General features: G+C 71.6%; 15 protein-coding genes. 14 read left to right on the top strand and 1 reads right to left on the bottom strand.

Annotated elements, in window-relative coordinates:
- The first annotated feature begins 525 nt into the window (after positions 1-525).
- The 7 genes from ssd to AB0L56_RS04925 all read left to right on the top strand — a co-directional run bounded on the left by ssd (position 526) and on the right by AB0L56_RS04925 (position 5,669).
- Positions 526-1,632: a septum site-determining protein Ssd gene (gene ssd / locus AB0L56_RS04955; RefSeq protein ID WP_365419064.1), complete on the top strand. Its 1,107-nt coding sequence runs from the start codon at positions 526-528 to the stop codon at positions 1,630-1,632.
- Complete coding sequence (locus tag AB0L56_RS04950; RefSeq protein ID WP_361035424.1) at positions 1,629-2,840, top strand: TadA family conjugal transfer-associated ATPase; 1,212 nt, start codon at positions 1,629-1,631, stop codon at positions 2,838-2,840. Before ssd ends, AB0L56_RS04950 begins: the two co-directional genes overlap by 4 nt.
- Positions 2,837-3,712 (top strand): type II secretion system F family protein, encoded by an 876-nt coding sequence (locus AB0L56_RS04945; protein WP_365419060.1) that lies wholly within the window; start codon positions 2,837-2,839, stop codon positions 3,710-3,712. The genes AB0L56_RS04950 and AB0L56_RS04945 overlap by 4 nt, the downstream gene beginning before the upstream one ends.
- Positions 3,709-4,497: a type II secretion system F family protein gene (locus AB0L56_RS04940; RefSeq protein WP_365419057.1), complete on the top strand. Its 789-nt coding sequence runs from the start codon at positions 3,709-3,711 to the stop codon at positions 4,495-4,497. Before AB0L56_RS04945 ends, AB0L56_RS04940 begins: the two co-directional genes overlap by 4 nt.
- A gap of 149 nt (positions 4,498-4,646) precedes the next feature.
- Positions 4,647-4,856 (top strand): DUF4244 domain-containing protein, encoded by a 210-nt coding sequence (locus AB0L56_RS04935; protein ID WP_190166658.1) that lies wholly within the window; start codon positions 4,647-4,649, stop codon positions 4,854-4,856.
- Positions 4,843-5,208: a TadE family type IV pilus minor pilin gene (locus AB0L56_RS04930; protein WP_365419054.1), complete on the top strand. Its 366-nt coding sequence runs from the start codon at positions 4,843-4,845 to the stop codon at positions 5,206-5,208. Before AB0L56_RS04935 ends, AB0L56_RS04930 begins: the two co-directional genes overlap by 14 nt.
- Positions 5,205-5,669, top strand: coding sequence for an Rv3654c family TadE-like protein (locus AB0L56_RS04925; protein ID WP_361035436.1), 465 nt, complete (start codon positions 5,205-5,207; stop codon positions 5,667-5,669). Before AB0L56_RS04930 ends, AB0L56_RS04925 begins: the two co-directional genes overlap by 4 nt.
- Here AB0L56_RS04925 and AB0L56_RS04920 read toward each other — a convergent pair.
- Entirely contained in the window at positions 5,650-8,265 is a 2,616-nt protein-coding gene (locus tag AB0L56_RS04920) for a DEAD/DEAH box helicase (protein WP_361035439.1), read from the bottom strand. The two genes, AB0L56_RS04925 and AB0L56_RS04920, sit on opposite strands and share 20 nt — an antisense overlap.
- Positions 8,266-8,344: 79 nt before the next feature.
- Here AB0L56_RS04920 and bldG point away from each other — a divergent pair, with 79 nt between their 5' ends.
- The 7 genes from bldG (at position 8,345) to topA (ending at position 17,962) form a co-directional block, all read left to right on the top strand.
- Complete coding sequence (gene bldG / locus AB0L56_RS04915) at positions 8,345-8,686, top strand: anti-sigma factor antagonist BldG (RefSeq protein WP_365419050.1); 342 nt, start codon at positions 8,345-8,347, stop codon at positions 8,684-8,686.
- A gap of 115 nt (positions 8,687-8,801) precedes the next feature.
- Positions 8,802-9,239: an ATP-binding protein gene (locus AB0L56_RS04910; RefSeq protein WP_361035445.1), complete on the top strand. Its 438-nt coding sequence runs from the start codon at positions 8,802-8,804 to the stop codon at positions 9,237-9,239.
- 318 nt (positions 9,240-9,557) lie between these two features.
- Entirely contained in the window at positions 9,558-11,963 is a 2,406-nt protein-coding gene (locus AB0L56_RS04905; protein WP_365419046.1) for a sodium-translocating pyrophosphatase, read from the top strand.
- A 195-nt stretch (positions 11,964-12,158) separates the two neighbouring features.
- The gene (locus AB0L56_RS04900; RefSeq protein ID WP_365419044.1) at positions 12,159-12,749 is read left to right on the top strand and encodes a small secreted protein; all 591 of its coding nucleotides are present in this window, start codon (positions 12,159-12,161) and stop codon (positions 12,747-12,749) included.
- Between the two features lie 70 nt (positions 12,750-12,819).
- A complete protein-coding gene (locus AB0L56_RS04895; RefSeq protein WP_365419042.1) occupies positions 12,820-14,349 on the top strand; it encodes a methyltransferase in 1,530 nt (509 codons plus the stop codon).
- 353 nt (positions 14,350-14,702) lie between these two features.
- Positions 14,703-14,900 (top strand): hypothetical protein, encoded by a 198-nt coding sequence (locus tag AB0L56_RS04890; RefSeq protein ID WP_361035457.1) that lies wholly within the window; start codon positions 14,703-14,705, stop codon positions 14,898-14,900.
- A gap of 248 nt (positions 14,901-15,148) precedes the next feature.
- Positions 15,149-17,962, top strand: a complete 2,814-nt coding sequence (gene topA / locus AB0L56_RS04885; RefSeq protein WP_365419037.1) for a type I DNA topoisomerase — start codon at positions 15,149-15,151, stop codon at positions 17,960-17,962.
- Positions 17,963-18,043: the final 81 nt, after the last annotated feature.

Below are 18,043 nucleotides of genomic sequence, written 5' to 3'. Positions count from 1 at the left end.
GGGTACACCATGGAAGTCACGGATCGTTCGCGACCGTGTCTAACCCGGTCCGACTCCTCCCCCCCCGAGTCGGCCGTGGGGACGACCCCCGCTCTCCCCCCCGGCGGGGGTCGTCGCATGTCCGGACGCATTTTCTCCGCTCTGCCCCAGGCGTGAAGTGCCGTGGTGAGGATTGTCCGTGCTCTTGTCATATGCATGACTAGTTACCGTTGGTAGTCGGAAGGCTGCCCTGTGGAACGTGCGCACAAGGCGCCCAGGGCTCACCGGTATGGGTGACCGCGATATTCACAGCTGTCGTCTCGTCCACAGTTTTCCACCAAGATCCACATCTTTTTCCGGATCGCTGCACCGTGATTCCTGCGCGACCCGCTCGCCGCGAGTTCCGTCCCGGTTCCGAATGCCCGGGTCGCGTTTGGCCGGTTTCCGCTGGCCGCTCACAGGAAGACCGCTTGGCCGGTTCTTCCCACGTCTGGGAATCGCGGGGCCGCAGGGGCTGCGCGAGAGAAGCAGCAAAGGGGGACGAACATGAACGGAACCATCACACACGACCCGCCGCCCGCCTCCGGAGGAGGCCGGCAGGGCGCACCTCTGATCGTCACCGAGGACGCCGGACTCCTCGACGACCTGTTGCGTCTGTGCGCGGCGGCCGGCGCCACACCGGAGGTCCATCACGGGCTGCCCGAGCCGAGGGGCACCTGGGAGGCGGCGCCGCTCGTCCTGGTCGGCGACGACGCCGCCCGGCGGGTGCGCGGGGCGGCACGCCGGCCGGGTGTGGTCCTGGTCGGCCGTGACCAGGACGACTCCGGAGTCTGGCGGCGGGCCGTCGAGATCGGCGCCGACCACGTGCTGATGCTGCCCGACGGCGAGCAGTGGCTGGTCGACCGCATCGCCGACGTGGCCGAAGGCGTCGGACGGCCCGCCCTGACCGTAGGAGTCATCGGTGGCCGGGGCGGTGCCGGAGCGTCCACACTCGCGTGCGCGCTCGCCGTCACCTCCGCACGGGAGGGCCTGCGCACGCTCCTCGTGGACGCCGACCCCCTGGGCGGCGGCCTCGACGTGGCTCTCGGCGGAGAAACGGCCAAAGGGCTGCGCTGGCCCGCGTTCGCCGCGTCACACGGGCGGGTGGGCGGCACGGCCCTGGAGGAATCACTGCCGGAACTGCACTCGTTGCGGGTGCTCAGCTGGGACCGCAGCGACTGCCTCGCCGTACCGCCCCGGGCCGTACGCGCGGTGCTCGCCGCCGCCCGGCGCGGGGGCGGCACCGTCGTGGTCGACCTGCCGCGCCGCGTCGACGACGGCGTCGCCGAGGTCCTCGCCCAGCTCGACCTCGGACTCCTCGTGGTCCCCGCGGAACTGCGCGCCGTCGCCGCGGCGGGCCGCGTCGCCTCCGCCGTGGGCATGGTCCTGCGCGATCTGCGGGTGGCGGTACGGGGTCCGTACGCGCCCGGCCTGGACGACCGGGAAGTGGCCCGGCTGCTCGGACTGCCGCTCGCCGGAGACCTGCCCGTCGAGCCCGCCCTGCAGCGTCCGTACGACGCGGGACGACCACCCGGTGCCTCGGGCAGGGGGCCGCTGGCCCGCTTCTGCAAGGAGTTCTGGGAGCGCGCACTGGTGGAGGCGAGGGCGGCATGAGCAGTGCGGTGACGAGCGGCGGGGGAATGCCTCCGGGCCTGCTCGACGGGGTGCGGCGGTGGCTGGCCGAGAGCGGGGCCGAACCGACGCCCGCCCGGGTGGCGCAGGCGCTGCGGGACCAGGGACGGGTGCTCGGGGATGCCGAGGTGCTGGGAGCGGCCGAGCAGTTGCGGTCCGAGCTGGTCGGCAGCGGGCCGCTGGAGCGGCTGCTGGCCGACCCCTCGGTGACCGACGTCCTGGTGTCGGCGCCGGACCGGGTCTGGGTGGACCGGGGCGGCGGGCTGGAGCTCACCGAGATCTCCTTCCCGGAGGAGACGGCCGTCCGGCGCCTGGCACAGCGGCTCGCCGCCGTGGCCGGCCGGCGCCTGGACGACGCCCGCCCCTGGGTGGACGCGCGACTGCCCGACGGGACCCGGCTGCATGCGGTACTGCCCCCGGTGGCGGTCGGCGGGACGTGTCTGTCGCTACGGGTCGTGCGGCCGCGCGCCTTCACGCTCGACGAGCTGACGGCGGCCGGGACCGTGCCGCCGGGCGGGGACCGCGTACTGCGGGCACTGCTGGACGCCCGGTTGTCCTTCCTGGTCAGCGGGGGCACCGGCAGCGGCAAGACGACCCTGCTCAGCGCGCTGCTGGGATTGGTCGGTCCGGACGAACGCGTCGTCCTGGCGGAGGACTCGGCGGAACTGCGGCCCGAGCATCCGCACGTCGTCCGCCTGGAAACGCGGCCCGCCAACCAGGAGGGCGCGGGCCTGGTCACCCTCGAGGACCTGGTGCGGCAGGCGCTCCGGATGCGGCCGGACCGGCTGGTGGTGGGGGAGGTGCGCGGCCCGGAGGTGGTCCATCTGCTGGCCGCCCTCAACACCGGCCATGAGGGCGGCTCGTGCACGCTCCATGCCAATGCGGCGGGTGATGTGCCGGCCCGGCTGGAAGCACTCGGCACGGCCGCCGGACTCGACCGCTTCGCCCTGCACAGTCAGCTGGCGGCCGCCGTCTCGGTGGTGCTCCACCTCGTACGCGACCGGAGCGGCGGGCGGCGGATCGCGGAGGTGCATGTACTGGAGCGGGACCCGTCGGGGCTGGTGCGGACGGTGCCGGCGCTGCGGTGGGGGCCGGCGGCGTTCGTCCCCGAGCGGGGGTGGGAGCGGCTGCGGGAGCTGCTCCGGTCCGCGAACGCCGCTGACGGACGGCGAGAGAGGACCGGGGGATGAACGGCACGACCGAAGTGTCGATGGGCGCGGCCGCGGCCTGTCTGGGAGCCGCGGCGTGGCTGCTGGGCGGCGGGTGTGCAGGGGCCAGGCGGACCCGGTTGCTGCTGGCCGGAGGGGGCGCGGTGGGGAGCGGGCCGCCGGGATGGGCCCGGATGCTCCGTGAGTGGGCGCGGATCCGAGGGCGGCTGCGCGCCGAGTGGTGGTCGTTGGCCGCGGGGCTGGTGCTGGCGGTGCTGGGAGCGTCGGTGCTGCCGGTCGCCGCGGGGGCGGCCGGAGTGCCCCTGCTGCGTCGGGTGCGGCGCGCCGCCGAGGAGCGCCGGGCTCAGGAGAAGCGCCGAGAGGCGGTGATCGCGTTGTGCGGGGCGCTCGCCGGTGAGGTGCGCGCCGGGCGGCAGCCGGGTGAGGCACTGCTGCCGGCCGCGCGGGACTCCGGCGGGCTCGGTGATCTGCAGGCCGCCGTGCTGGCGGCGGCACGGTTCGGAGGGGACGTCCCCGACGCGCTCGCGGCGGCGGCACGGCAGCCGGGCGCCGAAGGGCTGCGGGGGCTTGCCGCGTGCTGGCGGGTGGCGGTCGACCAGGGTGCCGGACTCGCGGCCGGACTGGACCGGCTGGGGGCGGCGCTGCGTGCGGAGCGGGACCAGCGGGCCGACCTGCGTGCCCAGTTGGCCGGTGCCCGCGCCACGGCGGTGATGCTCGCCGGGCTCCCGGTCGTGGGTCTGGCCCTTGGCGCGGCGCTCGGCGCCGACCCGCTGCACATCCTGCTGCACACCTCGTCGGGACTGGTCTGTCTGGCGGTCGGCGGGGTGCTGGAGGGGTTGGGGCTGTGGTGGGCGCTGCGGATCATGCGAGGTGCCGAGGAGGGGACGGCGTGAGCGGAGAAGTTGTCCACAGGCTGGGGGTGGCGGTGGGGACCGTACCGGCCCTCCTCTGGCTGGCGGCCTGGTGGGACCGCACGCGGCGGGCACGGGGAGTGCGGCGGCGACTGGCCGGGATGCGGGCGCCGGGACGCACGGCGCCCGCCTCACGCCCCGGGCTGCCGAGTGCCGTGCGGAGGTGGCTGACCCACACGGGCGTGGTGGGTGCCGGCTGGGCGCTGGTGGGCGGCCCCGTCGGCGTTGTGCTCGGGCTCGTCGCCGCGGCCGGGTTGTGGCGGTGGCGGCTCCGGCAGACGGCAGCGGCAGCGCACACACGCGGCCCGGACACCGCGGGAGCGGCACGGCAACTCCCCCTGGCGGCCGATCTGCTGTCCGCCTGCGTCGCGGCGGGCGCCGGCCCGGTACCGGCGGCACAGGCCGTCGGAGAGACCTTGGGCGGGCCGGTCGGGGACGCGCTGGCGCGGGGTGCGGCGGAGGTGCGGCTCGGCGGTGAACCGGCCGCGGCGTGGCACCGGTTGGCGTCACTGCCGGGTGCCCTTCCGTTGGCACGGCTGCTGGAACGGGCCGATGCGTCCGGGCTTCCCCTCGCCACCCCGGTGGGCCGGCTCGCCGCCGAGGCCCGCGCGGAGTGGACCCGCGCCGCGACCGCACGGGCCCGGAGAGCGGCCGTCATGGTCAGCGCGCCGGTGGGGCTCTGCTTCCTGCCCGCGTTCATCGCGGTCGGCGTCCTGCCCGTGGTGATCGGACTCGCGGGCGGGGTGCTGGGAGGAGGTGGTGCGTGACGGGCGGTCCAGGCGGGGCCGGCAGGGCGGCTGCAGAGCTGGCAGAACCGGCAGGACCAGCGGAACCGGCGGAACCGGCGGAAGCGGCGAAACCGGCAGAACGAGCGGTACTCACAAGATCAATGCGAGTTTTTCTCATGGGAGTCGAGATGTATCAGGCGGTGCGGGCACGGCTGCGTGCCCTGGTGTGCAAGGCGCGTGCGGCACGAAGGGACGCCGGAATGGTGACTTCGGAGTACGCGATGGGAATCGTGGCGGCCGTGGCGTTCGCCGTGGTGCTCTACAAGGTCGTCAACAGCGGACCGGTCAGCACGGCGCTGCGCAACATCGTGCAGCAGGCACTCGATGGCCGGATGTGAGCGTCGCGCCGACCGCGGGTTCGTGACGGCGGAGGCGGCCATGGTGCTCCCCGTGCTGGTGATGTTCGCGACGGCGCTGGTCTGGGGCCTGCTGGTGGTGGCGGCGCAGATCCAGTGCGTGGACGCGGCCCGCACCGGTGCTCGCGCGGCGGCCCGGCAGGATCCGCACGGCGCGGTCGTGGAGGTGACCCGCGAGGCGGCGCCGCCCGGCGCTCGGATCACGGTGCACCGGGAGGCCGGGCAGGTCCGGGTGGTTGTCGAGGCCAGGCCGCCGGTGCTGCACGGGCTGCCGTTCGATCTGCGGGAGGAGGCCGTGGCGGCGGTGGAGGAGACGGTGGGGGTGGGAGCGTGAGGGCCCGGTCCGGCAAGCGGTGGCTTCGCGGCAGTCGGAGGCGCGCGCAGTACTCCGACGAGGGGTCGGCGACCGTCTGGAGCGTCGGGGCGATTGCCGTGCTGTGTGTGGTGTTCGGCATCGTTCTCGCCCTCGGACATGCCGTTGTGGTCCGGCACCGGGCTGCCGGCGGAGCCGACCTGGCGGCGCTCGCTGCGGCCGACCACTGGACGAGGGGCGGCACGGCGGCCTGTGCGCGGGCGGACCGGGTGGCCCGTGAGCAGGGCACACGGCTTGTGCGGTGCGTGCTCACCGGTGAGGTCTCGGATGTGTCGGTGACGTCGGGCCAGGGCCCGTTCACGGTGGAGGTCAGGGCACGGGCGGGGCCTGCCGGCCCGGTGGAACCACCACCGGGGGCTCCGGCACCGGCGGACCCGGCAGGGGTTCCGGCGCCTACCCCGGCTACGCCTCCGCCCCCGTAGCTCCGGCCGCCCCGGCACCGTCCGCCTCGCTGACTTCGGCAGCCCCGACGGCACCGTCGGCCTCGCTGACTCCCGCAGCCTTGGCTGCGCCAGCCGTCCCGGCGGCACCGTCCGCCTCCTCGGACCCCTCCGCCTCCTCCGGTTTCTCCCCCGGTGCGCCCTCCAGCAGCACCGTGAGGAGGCGTACCGCGCCCCGCTTGTGCAGAGGGTCGTTGCCGTTGCCGCACTTGGGGGACTGGATGCAGGAGGGGCACCCGGCGTCGCACTCGCAGGAGGCGATGGCCTGGCGGGTGGCCGTGAGCCAGTCACGGGCGGTGTGGAAGGCGCGTTCGGCGAAGCCCGCGCCGCCCGGGTGGCCGTCGTAGACGAAGACCGTGGGCAGCAGGGTGTCGGGGTGGAGCGGGATCGAGACGCCGCCGATGTCCCAGCGGTCGCAGGTCGCGAAGAGCGGAAGCATGCCGATCGACGCGTGTTCGGCGGCGTGCAGGGCACCGCCGAGGATCTCCGGGTTGATCCTGGCCCGGTCCAGCTGGTCCTCGGTGACCGTCCACCACACCGCACGGGTGCGCAGAGTACGCGGAGGGAGGTCGAGTTTTGTCTCGCCCAGCACTTCACCGGTGATCTGACGCCGCCGCAGGAAGGAGACCACCTGGTTGGTGACCTCGACGGAGCCGTAGCACAGGCGGCCGTCGCCCCACGGGATCTCGGTGTCCGTCTCCAGCACGGAGATCGACGTGGTGTCCCGGGCCACCGTCGTGTAGGTCGGGCTCGCCTGCTCGACCAGGGCGACGGAGTCCTCCAGGTCGAGGGAGCGTACGAGATAGGTGAGGCCCTGGTGCAGATGGACCGCGCCCTCGTGGACGCTGGTGTGCGCGGCACCCGCGTCGACCGTGCCCAGCAGCCTGCCCGTACCGATTTCGACGACCTGCACCGGTCGGCCGCCCGCGCCCCGGATGTCGGTCAGATCGGCGGCCCGCTCGCGGCGGGTCCAGTGCCAGGCCCTGGTCCGTCGGCGCAGCAGCTTCGCGGCCTCCAGCTGCGGCAGCAGGTCTTCGGTGGCCGGACCGAACAGGGCGAGGTCCTCGTCGGTCAGCGGGAGTTCCTCGGCCGCGGCGCACAGGTGCGGGGCCAGCACGTAGGGGTTGTCGGGATCGAGGACGGTGGACTCCACGGGACGGTCGAAGAGGGCCTCGGGGTGGTGGACGAGAAAGGTGTCCAAGGGGTCGTCGCGGGCGACCAGGACGGCGAGGGCGCCCTGGCCGGAGCGTCCCGCGCGGCCGGCCTGCTGCCACAGGGACGCCCGGGTCCCCGGATAGCCGGCGATCACCACCGCGTCCAGGCCGGAGATGTCCACCCCGAGCTCGAGCGCGTTGGTCGCCGCGAGGCCGAGGAGTTCGCCGGAGTACAGGGCGCGTTCGAGAGCACGGCGCTCCTCGGGGAGATAGCCGCCCCGGTAGGCCGCGACACGCCGGGCCAGCGAGCGGTCGACCTCGGCGAGGCGTTCCTGGGCGATCACCGAGATCAGCTCGGCGCCACGCCGGGAGCGTACGAAGGTGACCGAGCGGATGCCCTGCACGGTGAGGTCGGTCAGCAGGTCGGCGGCCTCGGCGGTGGCCGTGCGGCGGACGGGGGCGCCCTTCTCGCCGTGCAGCTCGGTCAGCGGCGGCTCCCAGAGGGCGAACACCAGTTCACCGCGCGGGGAGGCGTCGTCGGCCACCTCGACCACCGGCAGGCCCGTGAGCCGGCGGGCGGCGACCGCGGGCTCGGCGGCGGTCGCGGACGCCAGCAGGAAGACGGGCGAGGCGCCGTAGCGGGCGCACAGGCGGCGCAGCCGGCGCAGTACCTGGGCGACGTGCGAGCCGAACACGCCGCGGTAGGTGTGGCACTCGTCGATGACGACGTACTTCAGCGACTTAAGGAAGGAGGACCAGCGGGGATGGGACGGCAGGATGCCCCGGTGCAGCATGTCCGGGTTGGTCAGGACGTAATTGGCGTACTGGCGGATCCACTCGCGTTCCTCGAACGGCGTGTCCCCGTCGTAGACCGCGGGACGCACCGAATGGCCCAGTGGTTGTGAAAGTTCCTTCACGGATCGGCACTGGTCCGCTGCCAGGGCCTTCGTGGGCGCGAGATACAGGGCGGTCGCCCCGCGGCCGTTCGGGGCCTGCGCGCCGTCCAGGAGCGTGGACAGGACGGGCGTGAGGTACGCCAGGGACTTGCCGGACGCCGTGCCGGTGGCGACCACGACCGACTGGCCGTTCAGGGCGTGCTCGGCGGCGCGTGCCTGGTGGACCCAGGGATGATCGATGCCCGCGGCCTGCACGGCGGCGACGACCTCCGCACGGATCCGGTCCGGCCAGACGGCATGCCGACCCGCACGCGGGGGCAAGTGCTCCGTATGAGTAATGCGCGAAGCCCGGCTCGGTCCGGACGCGAGCCGGTCCAGGACCACGCCCGGCGCGGTCCTGGAGGGCGTGTCCGTCGGGGGTCGATCGGATCGGTGATTCTTGGCCATCGGCACCGAGTGTGTCACTGGAGTGACGGACAATGGGGCCAAGGCGTCGTGCACGCCTGCCGGTAAGTGATTGAATGCCATCGCGGCTGGCGAACCGTCCCGGGGGCTGAGCCGAGATGCCCCAAGGGCGACCGCTCGATAGCTAGGTGCTGGAGGATCCGTGGACCTGTCCCTGTCGACCGAGACCGTGGGCGATCGCACGATCGTCAGGGTCGGTGGCGAAATCGACGTATATACCGCGCCCAAGCTGCGCGAGCAGCTGGTCGAGCTGGTGAACGACGGCAATTTCCACCTTGTCGTCGACATGGAAGGTGTGGACTTCCTCGACTCCACCGGACTCGGCGTGCTGGTCGGCGGCCTGAAGCGTGTCCGAGCCCATGAGGGCTCGCTGCGCCTGGTCTGCAACCAGGAGCGCATTCTGAAGATCTTCCGCATCACCGGCCTCACCAAGGTGTTCCCCATTTACAGCTCGGTTGAGGAAGCGGTGGCGGCGACCGACTGACCACCGTGGCCCGGGCCCCGGTGCCCGGGCGCGGCGGAAGAGAGAACCACGAGGAGGGCCGGGCGTCCGGCGGCCCGGCCTCTCCACAGCACGCCCGTACTTGCGAGGGGGATGCATGGCCACCGTTGAACTCCGCTTCAGCGCGCTGCCCGAGCATGTCAGGACCGCCCGTCTCGTTGCGGCTGCGGTGGCGCGCAGGGCTGGAGTCGACGAGGCCGTCCTCGACGAGGTCCGGCTCGCCGTCGGTGAGGCGTGCACCCGTGCCGTGGGACTGCATCAGCACGGCGGCATCTCGGCGCCCGTGAAGGTGCTGCTGATCGAGGAGGAGAAGCAGTTCTCCATCGAGGTCGGCGACGAGGCGCCCCACGCGGTCCGAGGCGCTCGCGGCTCCGGTGACGGGTCGGGCGCCACCGGCGGGGAGACCGAGGAGGACGAGATGGGCCTCGCGGTCATCAGCGGCCTCGTCGACGACGTCGAGGTCAGCGCGGGGGAGCAGGGCGGATCGATCCGCATGAGGTGGCCCACCGTGCCGCCGGCCACCGTCCTCGCCTGATCGGTTCACCCGGACGGCGACTGTTTTCCGAAGGGCCCCCTGGTGGGGCCCTTCGTCATGTGCGAGTGCCGGCGCCCGCCCTTACAGTGGTCTCGTGCGGTTGATCGCGTGAATTCATTCACGATCGACCCGCGTCCTGGAAAACCGATCATGTGAATGCCTCAGGGGCATTACCGATTTCGGGCAGCTGGCCACCCGGCGATCATTGGGAAGAGTGCGTGCCGGCCATTTACATTTCACGCGCTCTGTTTTGATCAGGTTCCGGTACCTACAATCCCGTCCACATCTTGAGCTCAGCCCAAGCGTCAAGGAGGACGAATGGCGGGGCTTTCCATCTCACACGAGTCGGGCCAACCCACATCCCTCGCAGCCGCCGTGCTGACCGACGACAACCGCCTGCTCGTGGTGGTCATCGGGGTCGTCGCGCTGGCGGCGCTCGTGGTCGCGGGAGTCCTGGTGCGCCAGGTACTCGCGGCCGGCGAGGGCACCGACAGCATGAAGAAGATCGCGGCAGCGGTCCAGGAGGGCGCGAACGCCTATCTGGCCCGTCAGTTGCGCACACTCGGCGTATTCGCCGTCGTGGTGTTCTTCCTGCTCATGCTGCTGCCCGCGGACGACTGGAATCAGCGTGCCGGACGGTCGGTGTTCTTCTTGATCGGAGCGGCGTTCTCGGCGGCCACCGGATATATCGGTATGTGGCTCGCCGTACGCACCAATGTGCGGGTCGCTGCGGCGGCACGCGAAGCCACTCCGTCGGAAGGCGAACCGGAAAAGGATCTCACCGCCGTCTCGCACAAAGCGATGAAGATCGCTTTTCGTACGGGCGGCGTCGTCGGCATGTTCACCGTGGGCCTCGGCCTGCTCGGCGCCTCCTGCGTGGTGCTGGTGTACGCGGCGGACGCGCCGAAGGTGCTCGAGGGGTTCGGCCTCGGGGCCGCGCTGATCGCGATGTTCATGCGGGTCGGCGGCGGCATCTTCACCAAGGCCGCCGACGTCGGCGCCGACCTGGTCGGCAAGGTCGAGCAGGGCATTCCGGAGGACGATCCGCGCAATGCCGCGACCATCGCCGACAACGTGGGCGACAACGTCGGCGACTGCGCGGGCATGGCGGCCGACCTCTTCGAGTCGTATGCCGTGACCCTGGTGGCCGCGCTGATCCTGGGCTCGGCGGCGTTCGGCGACGCGGGTCTGGCATTCCCGCTGCTGGTGCCGGCGATCGGGGTCCTCACCGCCATGCTGGGCATCTTCGCCGTGGCGCCGAGGCGCGCCGACCGCAGCGGCATGAGCGCGATCAACCGTGGGTTCTTCATCTCCGCGGTGTTCTCGCTCGTCCTCGTCGCGATCGCCGTGTTCGTCTATCTGCCGTCGTCGTACGCGGACCTCGACGGCGTGACCGACGCGGCGATCCAGGACAAGGGCGGCGACCCGCGGATCCTCGCGCTCGTCGCGGTGGCCATCGGCATCGTGCTCGCCGCCCTCATCCAGCAGCTCACCGGCTACTTCACCGAGACCACCCGGCGTCCGGTGCGGGACATCGGCAAGACCTCGCTCACCGGCCCGGCCACCGTCGTCCTGTCCGGTATCTCCCTCGGCCTCGAATCGGCGGTCTACACCGCGCTGTTGATCGGTCTCGGCGTGTACGGGGCGTTCCTGCTCGGCGGTACGTCGATCATGCTGGCGCTGTTCGCGGTGGCGCTGGCCGGAACCGGACTCCTGACCACGGTCGGTGTGATCGTCGCCATGGACACCTTCGGCCCGGTCTCCGACAACGCGCAGGGCATCGCCGAGATGTCCGGCGACGTCGAGGGCGCGGGCGCCCAGGTGCTCACCAACCTGGACGCCGTCGGCAACACCACCAAGGCCATCACCAAGGGCATCGCGATCGCCACGGCCGTACTGGCGGCGGCGGCGCTGTTCGGCTCCTACCGGGACGCCATCACCACCGGCGCGAGAGACGTGGGCGAGCGGCTCAGCGGTGAGGGTGCGCCGATGAGCCTGATGATGGACATCTCCCAGCCCAACAACCTCGTCGGTCTGATCGCGGGCGCCGCGGTCGTCTTCCTCTTCTCGGGGCTGGCGATCAACGCGGTGTCACGGTCGGCGGGTTCGGTGGTCTACGAGGTGCGGCGGCAGTTCCGCGAGAAGCCCGGGATCATGGACTACAGCGAGAAACCGGAGTACGGCAAGGTCGTCGACATCTGCACCAAGGACGCCCTGCGCGAACTCGCGACGCCCGGTCTGCTCGCCGTGATGGCACCCATCTTCATCGGGTTCACCCTCGGCGTGGGTGCCCTGGGCGCCTTCCTCGCCGGCGCGATCGGCGCGGGCACGCTGATGGCGGTGTTCCTCGCCAACTCCGGTGGTGCGTGGGACAACGCGAAGAAGCTCGTCGAGGACGGCAACCACGGCGGCAAGGGCAGCGAGGCGCATGCGGCGACCGTGATCGGGGACACCGTCGGCGACCCCTTCAAGGACACCGCGGGGCCCGCGATCAACCCCCTGCTGAAGGTGATGAACCTGGTGGCGCTGCTCATCGCGCCCGCGGTCATCAAGTTCTCCTACGGCGTGGACAAGAGCGTCGGGATGAGAGTGCTCATCGCGCTGCTGTCGCTGGCCGTCATCGTCGGCGCGGTGTATGTGTCCAAGCGTCGCGGTATCGCCGTGGACGACCAGGACGACTCCGAGCCGAAACCCAAGTCGCCCGATCCGGCGGTGGTTTCCTAGAGCGGACGGCGGACACCGGGTCAAGGTGCGGGCGGACGGCGCGTATTGGCGTGCCGCACGCCCGCACCGTGGTTCCGGCGCCCCTCTGCCGTGAGCCTTCTCTCGCTTGGTGCAAATGGCTTCTAAAAGTGTCTTAACGGACGTTCGACGGGTGGCTTTAGTCCATCCGGCGTGTATCTTCCGGGGCCGAAGGCCATGGAAGGGACCAATCCGGTGAACAAGAAGCTCGCGGCCGCACTGTCCGGCGGTGCGGTACTGGTACTGGCGCTGACGGGATGCGGCGGCGACGACAACAACGAGAAGCTCGACGCCTGGGCGAAGCAGGTGTGCGACTCGGTCCAGCCGCAGGCGGCGAAGATCAGGTCGGCCAACGCCGCGATCCAGAAGGAGACCTCGGACAACAGCACACCGGAAGAGGTCCAGAAGGCCGACTCCAAGGCATTCCAGGACATGTCCGACGCCTACAGGGCGATCGGTGCCGCCGTGAGCAAGGCCGGGCCGCCGGACGTCGAGAACGGCGAGAAGAAGCAGACGGACGCGGTCAAGGAGCTCAACAGCATCTCCGCCTCGTACGCCTCGCTGAAGAAGCAGGTCGACGGCCTCGACACCGACGACCAGGCGGAGTTCGCCGACGGCCTGAAGGACATCGCCGCCGAGCTGGACGAGCTGAGCAAGAGCGGCAACGACGCCCTCAGCGCGCTGGAGGAGGGCGAGGTCGGCGAGGCAATGTCCCGTCAGGAGAGCTGCCGGACCGCCACCGCGCCGGCGGGTGCCACCAAGAGCTGACGCCGCGCCGCCGGCCGAAGTGTCCCGGTGGCTGCTGCCGCGGGCGCGGCGGAAGGGGGCGGCCGCCACAATGGAGGGCGTGAGTGACGCCAGCCTGCCGCCCCTGCCCCCGTCCGACCGTCCCGACGCCGCCGCGCGGTTGCGGAACGCACTGCTCGAAGCCTCCTTCACCGCCGATGGACTGCTCGAACTGCTCGGCGCCCCCGCGTACGCGGCGCTGGCCCGCGGCGAGACCGTGCCCGCGCTCCGGGCAACGCGCGGGGACACCGCGCTGGAGACGCTCGTACGGCTGTTCCTGCTCCAGCAGCCGGTGCCGCGGGCGCGCGTGGCGGACGTGCTGCCCGTCGGCCTCTGTCTGGAGACCGGGTGGCTGACCCCCGCCGGCGCGGACGACCTCGGCTCGACCGTGGACGTACGGCCGTACGGCGGGCCGTCCGGCGAGGACTGGTTCATCGTGTCCGACCTCGGATGCGCGGTCGGCGGCGCGGGGGGCATCGGCAGCCGGGACGAGGGCGTGGTGCTCGGCGTCGGCGGGGCCTCGACCACCCTGGCCAACATCACCGTCCGTACGCCCGTGATGTCCGCGCTCGACGTCGGTACGGGCTCGGGCATCCAGGCGCTGCACGCCTCCCGCCACGCCACCCGGGTGACCGCCACCGACGTCAACCCGCGCGCGCTGCACATCACCGCCCTCACCCTCGCCCTCTCCGGGGCGCCGGCCGCCGATCTGCGCGAGGGGTCGCTGTTCACGCCGATCCGCCACGACGAGACGTACGACCTGATCGTGTCCAATCCGCCCTTCGTGATCTCGCCGGGAGCCCGGCTGACCTACCGCGACGGCGGGATGGGCGGGGACGATCTGTGCCGCACGATCGTTCAGGAGGCAGGGGAACGGCTGAACGAGGGCGGGTTCGCGCAGTTCCTCGCCAATTGGCAGCACGTCGAGGGGGAGGACTGGCAGGACAGACTCAGGTCATGGGTACCCCGCGGGTGCGACGCCTGGATCGTGCAGCGCGAGGTGCAGGACGTCACCCAGTACGCCGAGCTGTGGCTGCGGGACGCGGGCGACCACCGCGGCGACCCGGCCGAGTACCAGGCGCGGTACGACAGGTGGCTCGACGAGTTCGAGGCGCGCAAGGTGAAGGCGGTCGGCTTCGGCTGGATCACCCTGCGCAAGTCGGGCCACGCCGTGCCGTCGATCACGGTGGAGGAGTGGCCGCACCCGGTCGAGCAGCCGCTCGGGGAGACGGTCCGGGCACACTTCGACCGGCTCGACTATCTGCGGGCGCACGACGACGCGGCGCTCCTCGAGGCGCGTTTCGAGCTGGCCGCCGAGGTCGTGCAGGAGCAGGTCGGCATGCCCGGCGCCGAGGATCCGGAACATGTGGTGCTGCGGCAGACCCGCGGGATGCGCCGGGCCACGAAGGTGGACACGATCGGCGCGGGTTTCGCCGGCGTGTGCGACGGCACCATGAGCGCGGGCCGGATCCTGGACGCCATCGCCCAGCTCCTGGGGGAGGACCCCGTGGTGCTGCGCGACCGCACACCGACGCAGATCCGGCTGCTGGTGGAGCAGGGCTTCCTGGAGCCGGCCCGCTGAGTGGGGGCGAGGCCGCGGCCCCACACCAGGGCTTCTTGGGGCCCGCCCGCTGAGTGCGGGCCAGGGCGCGGCCCCCGCGGCCCCATGGGCCACGCGGGCCAGGGCGCGCCCCCGCGGTCCCTGGGGTCACGTCGCTGTCAGAAGTCGCCCCTTTCACGCCAGTGCCGGTCGCCGCCGTGCCCCTTTCACATCGATTCGAAATTTCCGTCGACGGCTTCCCCGACCGGTTCCGGCCGAGTTGCTCCGCCCCGTAGCAGCCACGTTCACCTCCGGTTCGTCCGGGCGCCGCCCGGGCGTGGCAGCGTCACGGACGGGCCGGTGTCACAGGACGGGAAAGAGGGGCGCGGGAGACCATGGAGAGCGGACCGGCGATCTTCGCGGGAGTGGTGTTCTGCCTGTTCGGGGCCGCATTGCTGGCCTGGACCGTGACCCGCGCGCGGCAGCACCGCCCGGTCGCCCAGGGTGTGAGCCCGGTCGCATCCGTCACCGTCGCCGGGGCCGTCGCGGTGACCGCCCTGGCCCTCGGCGCATGGTGTTTCACCCGCCTCTGAAAAGCGGGAAACCCTGGCCGCCCGCAGTAACCGATAGGTCGCGCTCCGCATAAGGGCGGGCGGAGTATGGACACTCCGGGCGGCAGGAACGGGGGTAGTCGGGTTACCGTTCGAGTGGCCGTTGCGGGCTTTTCCCGTTTGACACGAGGGCGGGATGTACCGTCACACTCCGCAGCGTCACCATGACCCGATACCCCCGGGGAGAGCGCCTGGGGAGGCCCCAGCGTCGACCGGAGAGAAGAGCGAAGTTGTCCCCGACCAGCGAGACCGCGAACGGCGGCCGCCGACTCGTCATCGTCGAGTCGCCTGCCAAGGCGAAGACGATCAAGGGCTATCTCGGCCCTGGCTACATCGTCGAGGCGAGCGTCGGGCACATTCGCGACCTTCCCAACGGCGCCGCGGAGGTGCCCGAGAAGTACACCGGCGAGGTGCGCCGGCTCGGTGTGGACGTCTACCACGACTTCCAGCCGATCTATGTGGTCAACGCGGACAAGCGCGCCCAGGTCAAGAAGCTCAAGGACCTGCTCAAGGAGTCCGACGAACTCTTCCTCGCCACCGATGAGGACCGCGAGGGCGAGGCCATCGCGTGGCACCTGCAGGAAGTCCTGAAGCCGAAGATCCCGGTCAAGCGGATGGTCTTCCACGAGATCACCAAGGACGCGATCCGCGCGGCGGTGGCCAACCCGCGCCAGCTCAACCAGAAGCTGGTCGACGCCCAGGAGACCCGCCGCATCCTCGACCGTCTTTACGGTTACGAGGTCTCGCCGGTGCTGTGGAAGAAGGTCATGCCCCGGCTGTCCGCCGGCCGGGTCCAGTCGGTCGCCACGAGGCTGGTGGTGGAGCGGGAACGCGAGCGGATGGCGTTCCGCTCGGCCGAGTACTGGGACCTGACGGGCACCTTCGCGACCGGCCGCAAGGGCGACGCGTCGGACCCGTCGTCGCTGGTCGCCCGCCTGCAGTCCGTGGACGGGCGGCGGGTCGCGCAGGGCCGTGACTTCGACTCCCTGGGGCGGCTGAAGAGCGCGAACACCCTCCACCTCGACGAGGCGAACGCCCGCGCACTGGCGGCCGCACTGGAGAACACGCGGTTCGCCGTGCGTTCCGTCGAGTCCAAGCCCTACCGCCGCTCGCCGTACGCCCCGTTCCGTACGACGACGCTGCAGCAGGAGGCGAGCCGCAAGCTCGGCTTCGGCGCGAAGGCCACCATGCAGATCGCGCAGAAGCTGTACGAGAACGGCTACATCACCTACATGCGTACGGACTCGACGACCCTGAGCGATACGGCGGTCGCCGCCGCCCGCGCCCAGGCCACGCAGCTGTACGGCGCCGACTACCTGCCCCCGCAGCCGCGCACCTACGCCGGCAAGGTCAAGAACGCGCAGGAGGCGCACGAGGCGATCCGTCCCTCGGGCGACCGCTTCCGCACGCCCGCGGAGACCGGTCTGACCGGCGACCAGTTCAAGCTGTACGAGCTGATCTGGAAGCGGACCGTGGCCTCCCAGATGAAGGACGCCACCGGCAACTCCGTCACCGTGAAGATCGGCGGCACGGCGGCCGACGGCCGGGACGTCGAGTTCAGCGCCTCCGGCAAGACGATCACCTTCCACGGCTTCCTCAAGGCATACGTCGAGGGCGCCGACGACCCGAACGCCGAGCTCGACGACCGCGAGCGCCGGCTGCCGCAGGTGAACGAGGGCGACCCCCTCACCGTCGAGGAGATCACGGTCGACGGGCACGCCACCAAGCCCCCGGCCCGCTACACCGAGGCCTCGCTGGTCAAGGAGCTGGAGGAGCGGGAGATCGGCCGCCCGTCGACGTACGCGTCGATCATCGGAACGATCCTCGACCGCGGCTATGTGTTCAAGAAGGGCACGGCCCTGGTGCCGTCCTTCCTCTCCTTCGCCGTGGTCAACCTGCTGGAGAAGCACTTCGGCCGGCTCGTCGACTACGACTTCACCGCCCGCATGGAGGACGACCTCGACCGCATCGCGCGCGGCGAGGCGCAGGCCGTGCCGTGGCTGAAGCGGTTCTACTTCGGAGAGGGAACCAGCAACGGCGACGCGGCCGAGGCGGGCAACGGCGACGGGGACCACCTCGGCGGGCTCAAGGAGCTGGTGACCGACCTGGGCGCCATCGACGCGCGCGAGGTGTCGTCGTTCCCGGTGGGCAACGGCATCGTGCTGCGGGTCGGGCGCTACGGCCCGTACATCGAGCGCGGCGAGAAGGACTCCGAGCATCACCAGCGCGCCGACATTCCGGAGGATCTGGCGCCCGACGAGCTGACCGTCGAGCTCGCCGAGGAGCTGCTCGCCGAGCCGAGCGGCGACCGCGTGCTGGGCACCGACCCGGAGACCGGTCATGAGATCGTCGCCAAGAAGGGCCGCTACGGCCCGTACGTCACGGAGGTGCTCCCCGAGGGCACCCCGAAGACCGGCAAGAACGCGGTCAAGCCGCGCACCGCCTCCCTCTTCAAGTCGATGTCCCTGGACACGGTGACCCTTGAGGACGCGCTGAAGCTCATGTCGCTGCCGCGCGTGGTCGGTGTGGACACCGACGGCCAGGAGATCACCGCGCAGAACGGCCGCTACGGCCCGTATCTCAAGAAGGGCACGGACTCGCGGTCGCTGCAGTCCGAGGAGCAGCTCTTCACGATCACGCTGGAGGAGGCGCAGGCGATCTTCGCGCAGCCCAAACAGCGTGGCCGGGCCGCGGCCAAGCCGCCGCTGAAGGAGCTGGGCACCGACCCGGTCAGCGAGAAGCCGGTCGTGGTGAAGGACGGCCGCTTCGGCCCGTACGTCACCGACGGGGGGACCAACGCGACTCTGCGCTCCGGTGACAGCGTCGAGACGATCACGCCGGAGCGCGCGTACGAGCTGCTTGCCGAGAAGCGGGCGAAGGGTCCGGCCAAGAAGACCGCGAAGAAGGCCACCAAGAAGACGGCGGCCAAGAAGACGGCGGCCAAGAAGACCACGGCTGCGAAGAAGACCACGGCCGCCAAGAAGACGACGGCGAAGAAGAGCGCCGCCAAGAAGGCGACCGCCTCGAACGGCGCCGACGACTGACCTCCCTTCCGGTGACGCCGGGCGGTCTTCGCCCGGCGTTCGGAATGCGAACGCCCCGGCAACACTTTGGTGTCGGGGCGT

Origin of the sequence: Streptomyces sp. NPDC052079 (genome assembly GCF_040680275.1) — a bacterium.
GTDB lineage: Bacteria > Actinomycetota > Actinomycetes > Streptomycetales > Streptomycetaceae > Streptomyces.
This window is presented reverse-complemented; position numbering and strand designations above follow the sequence as displayed.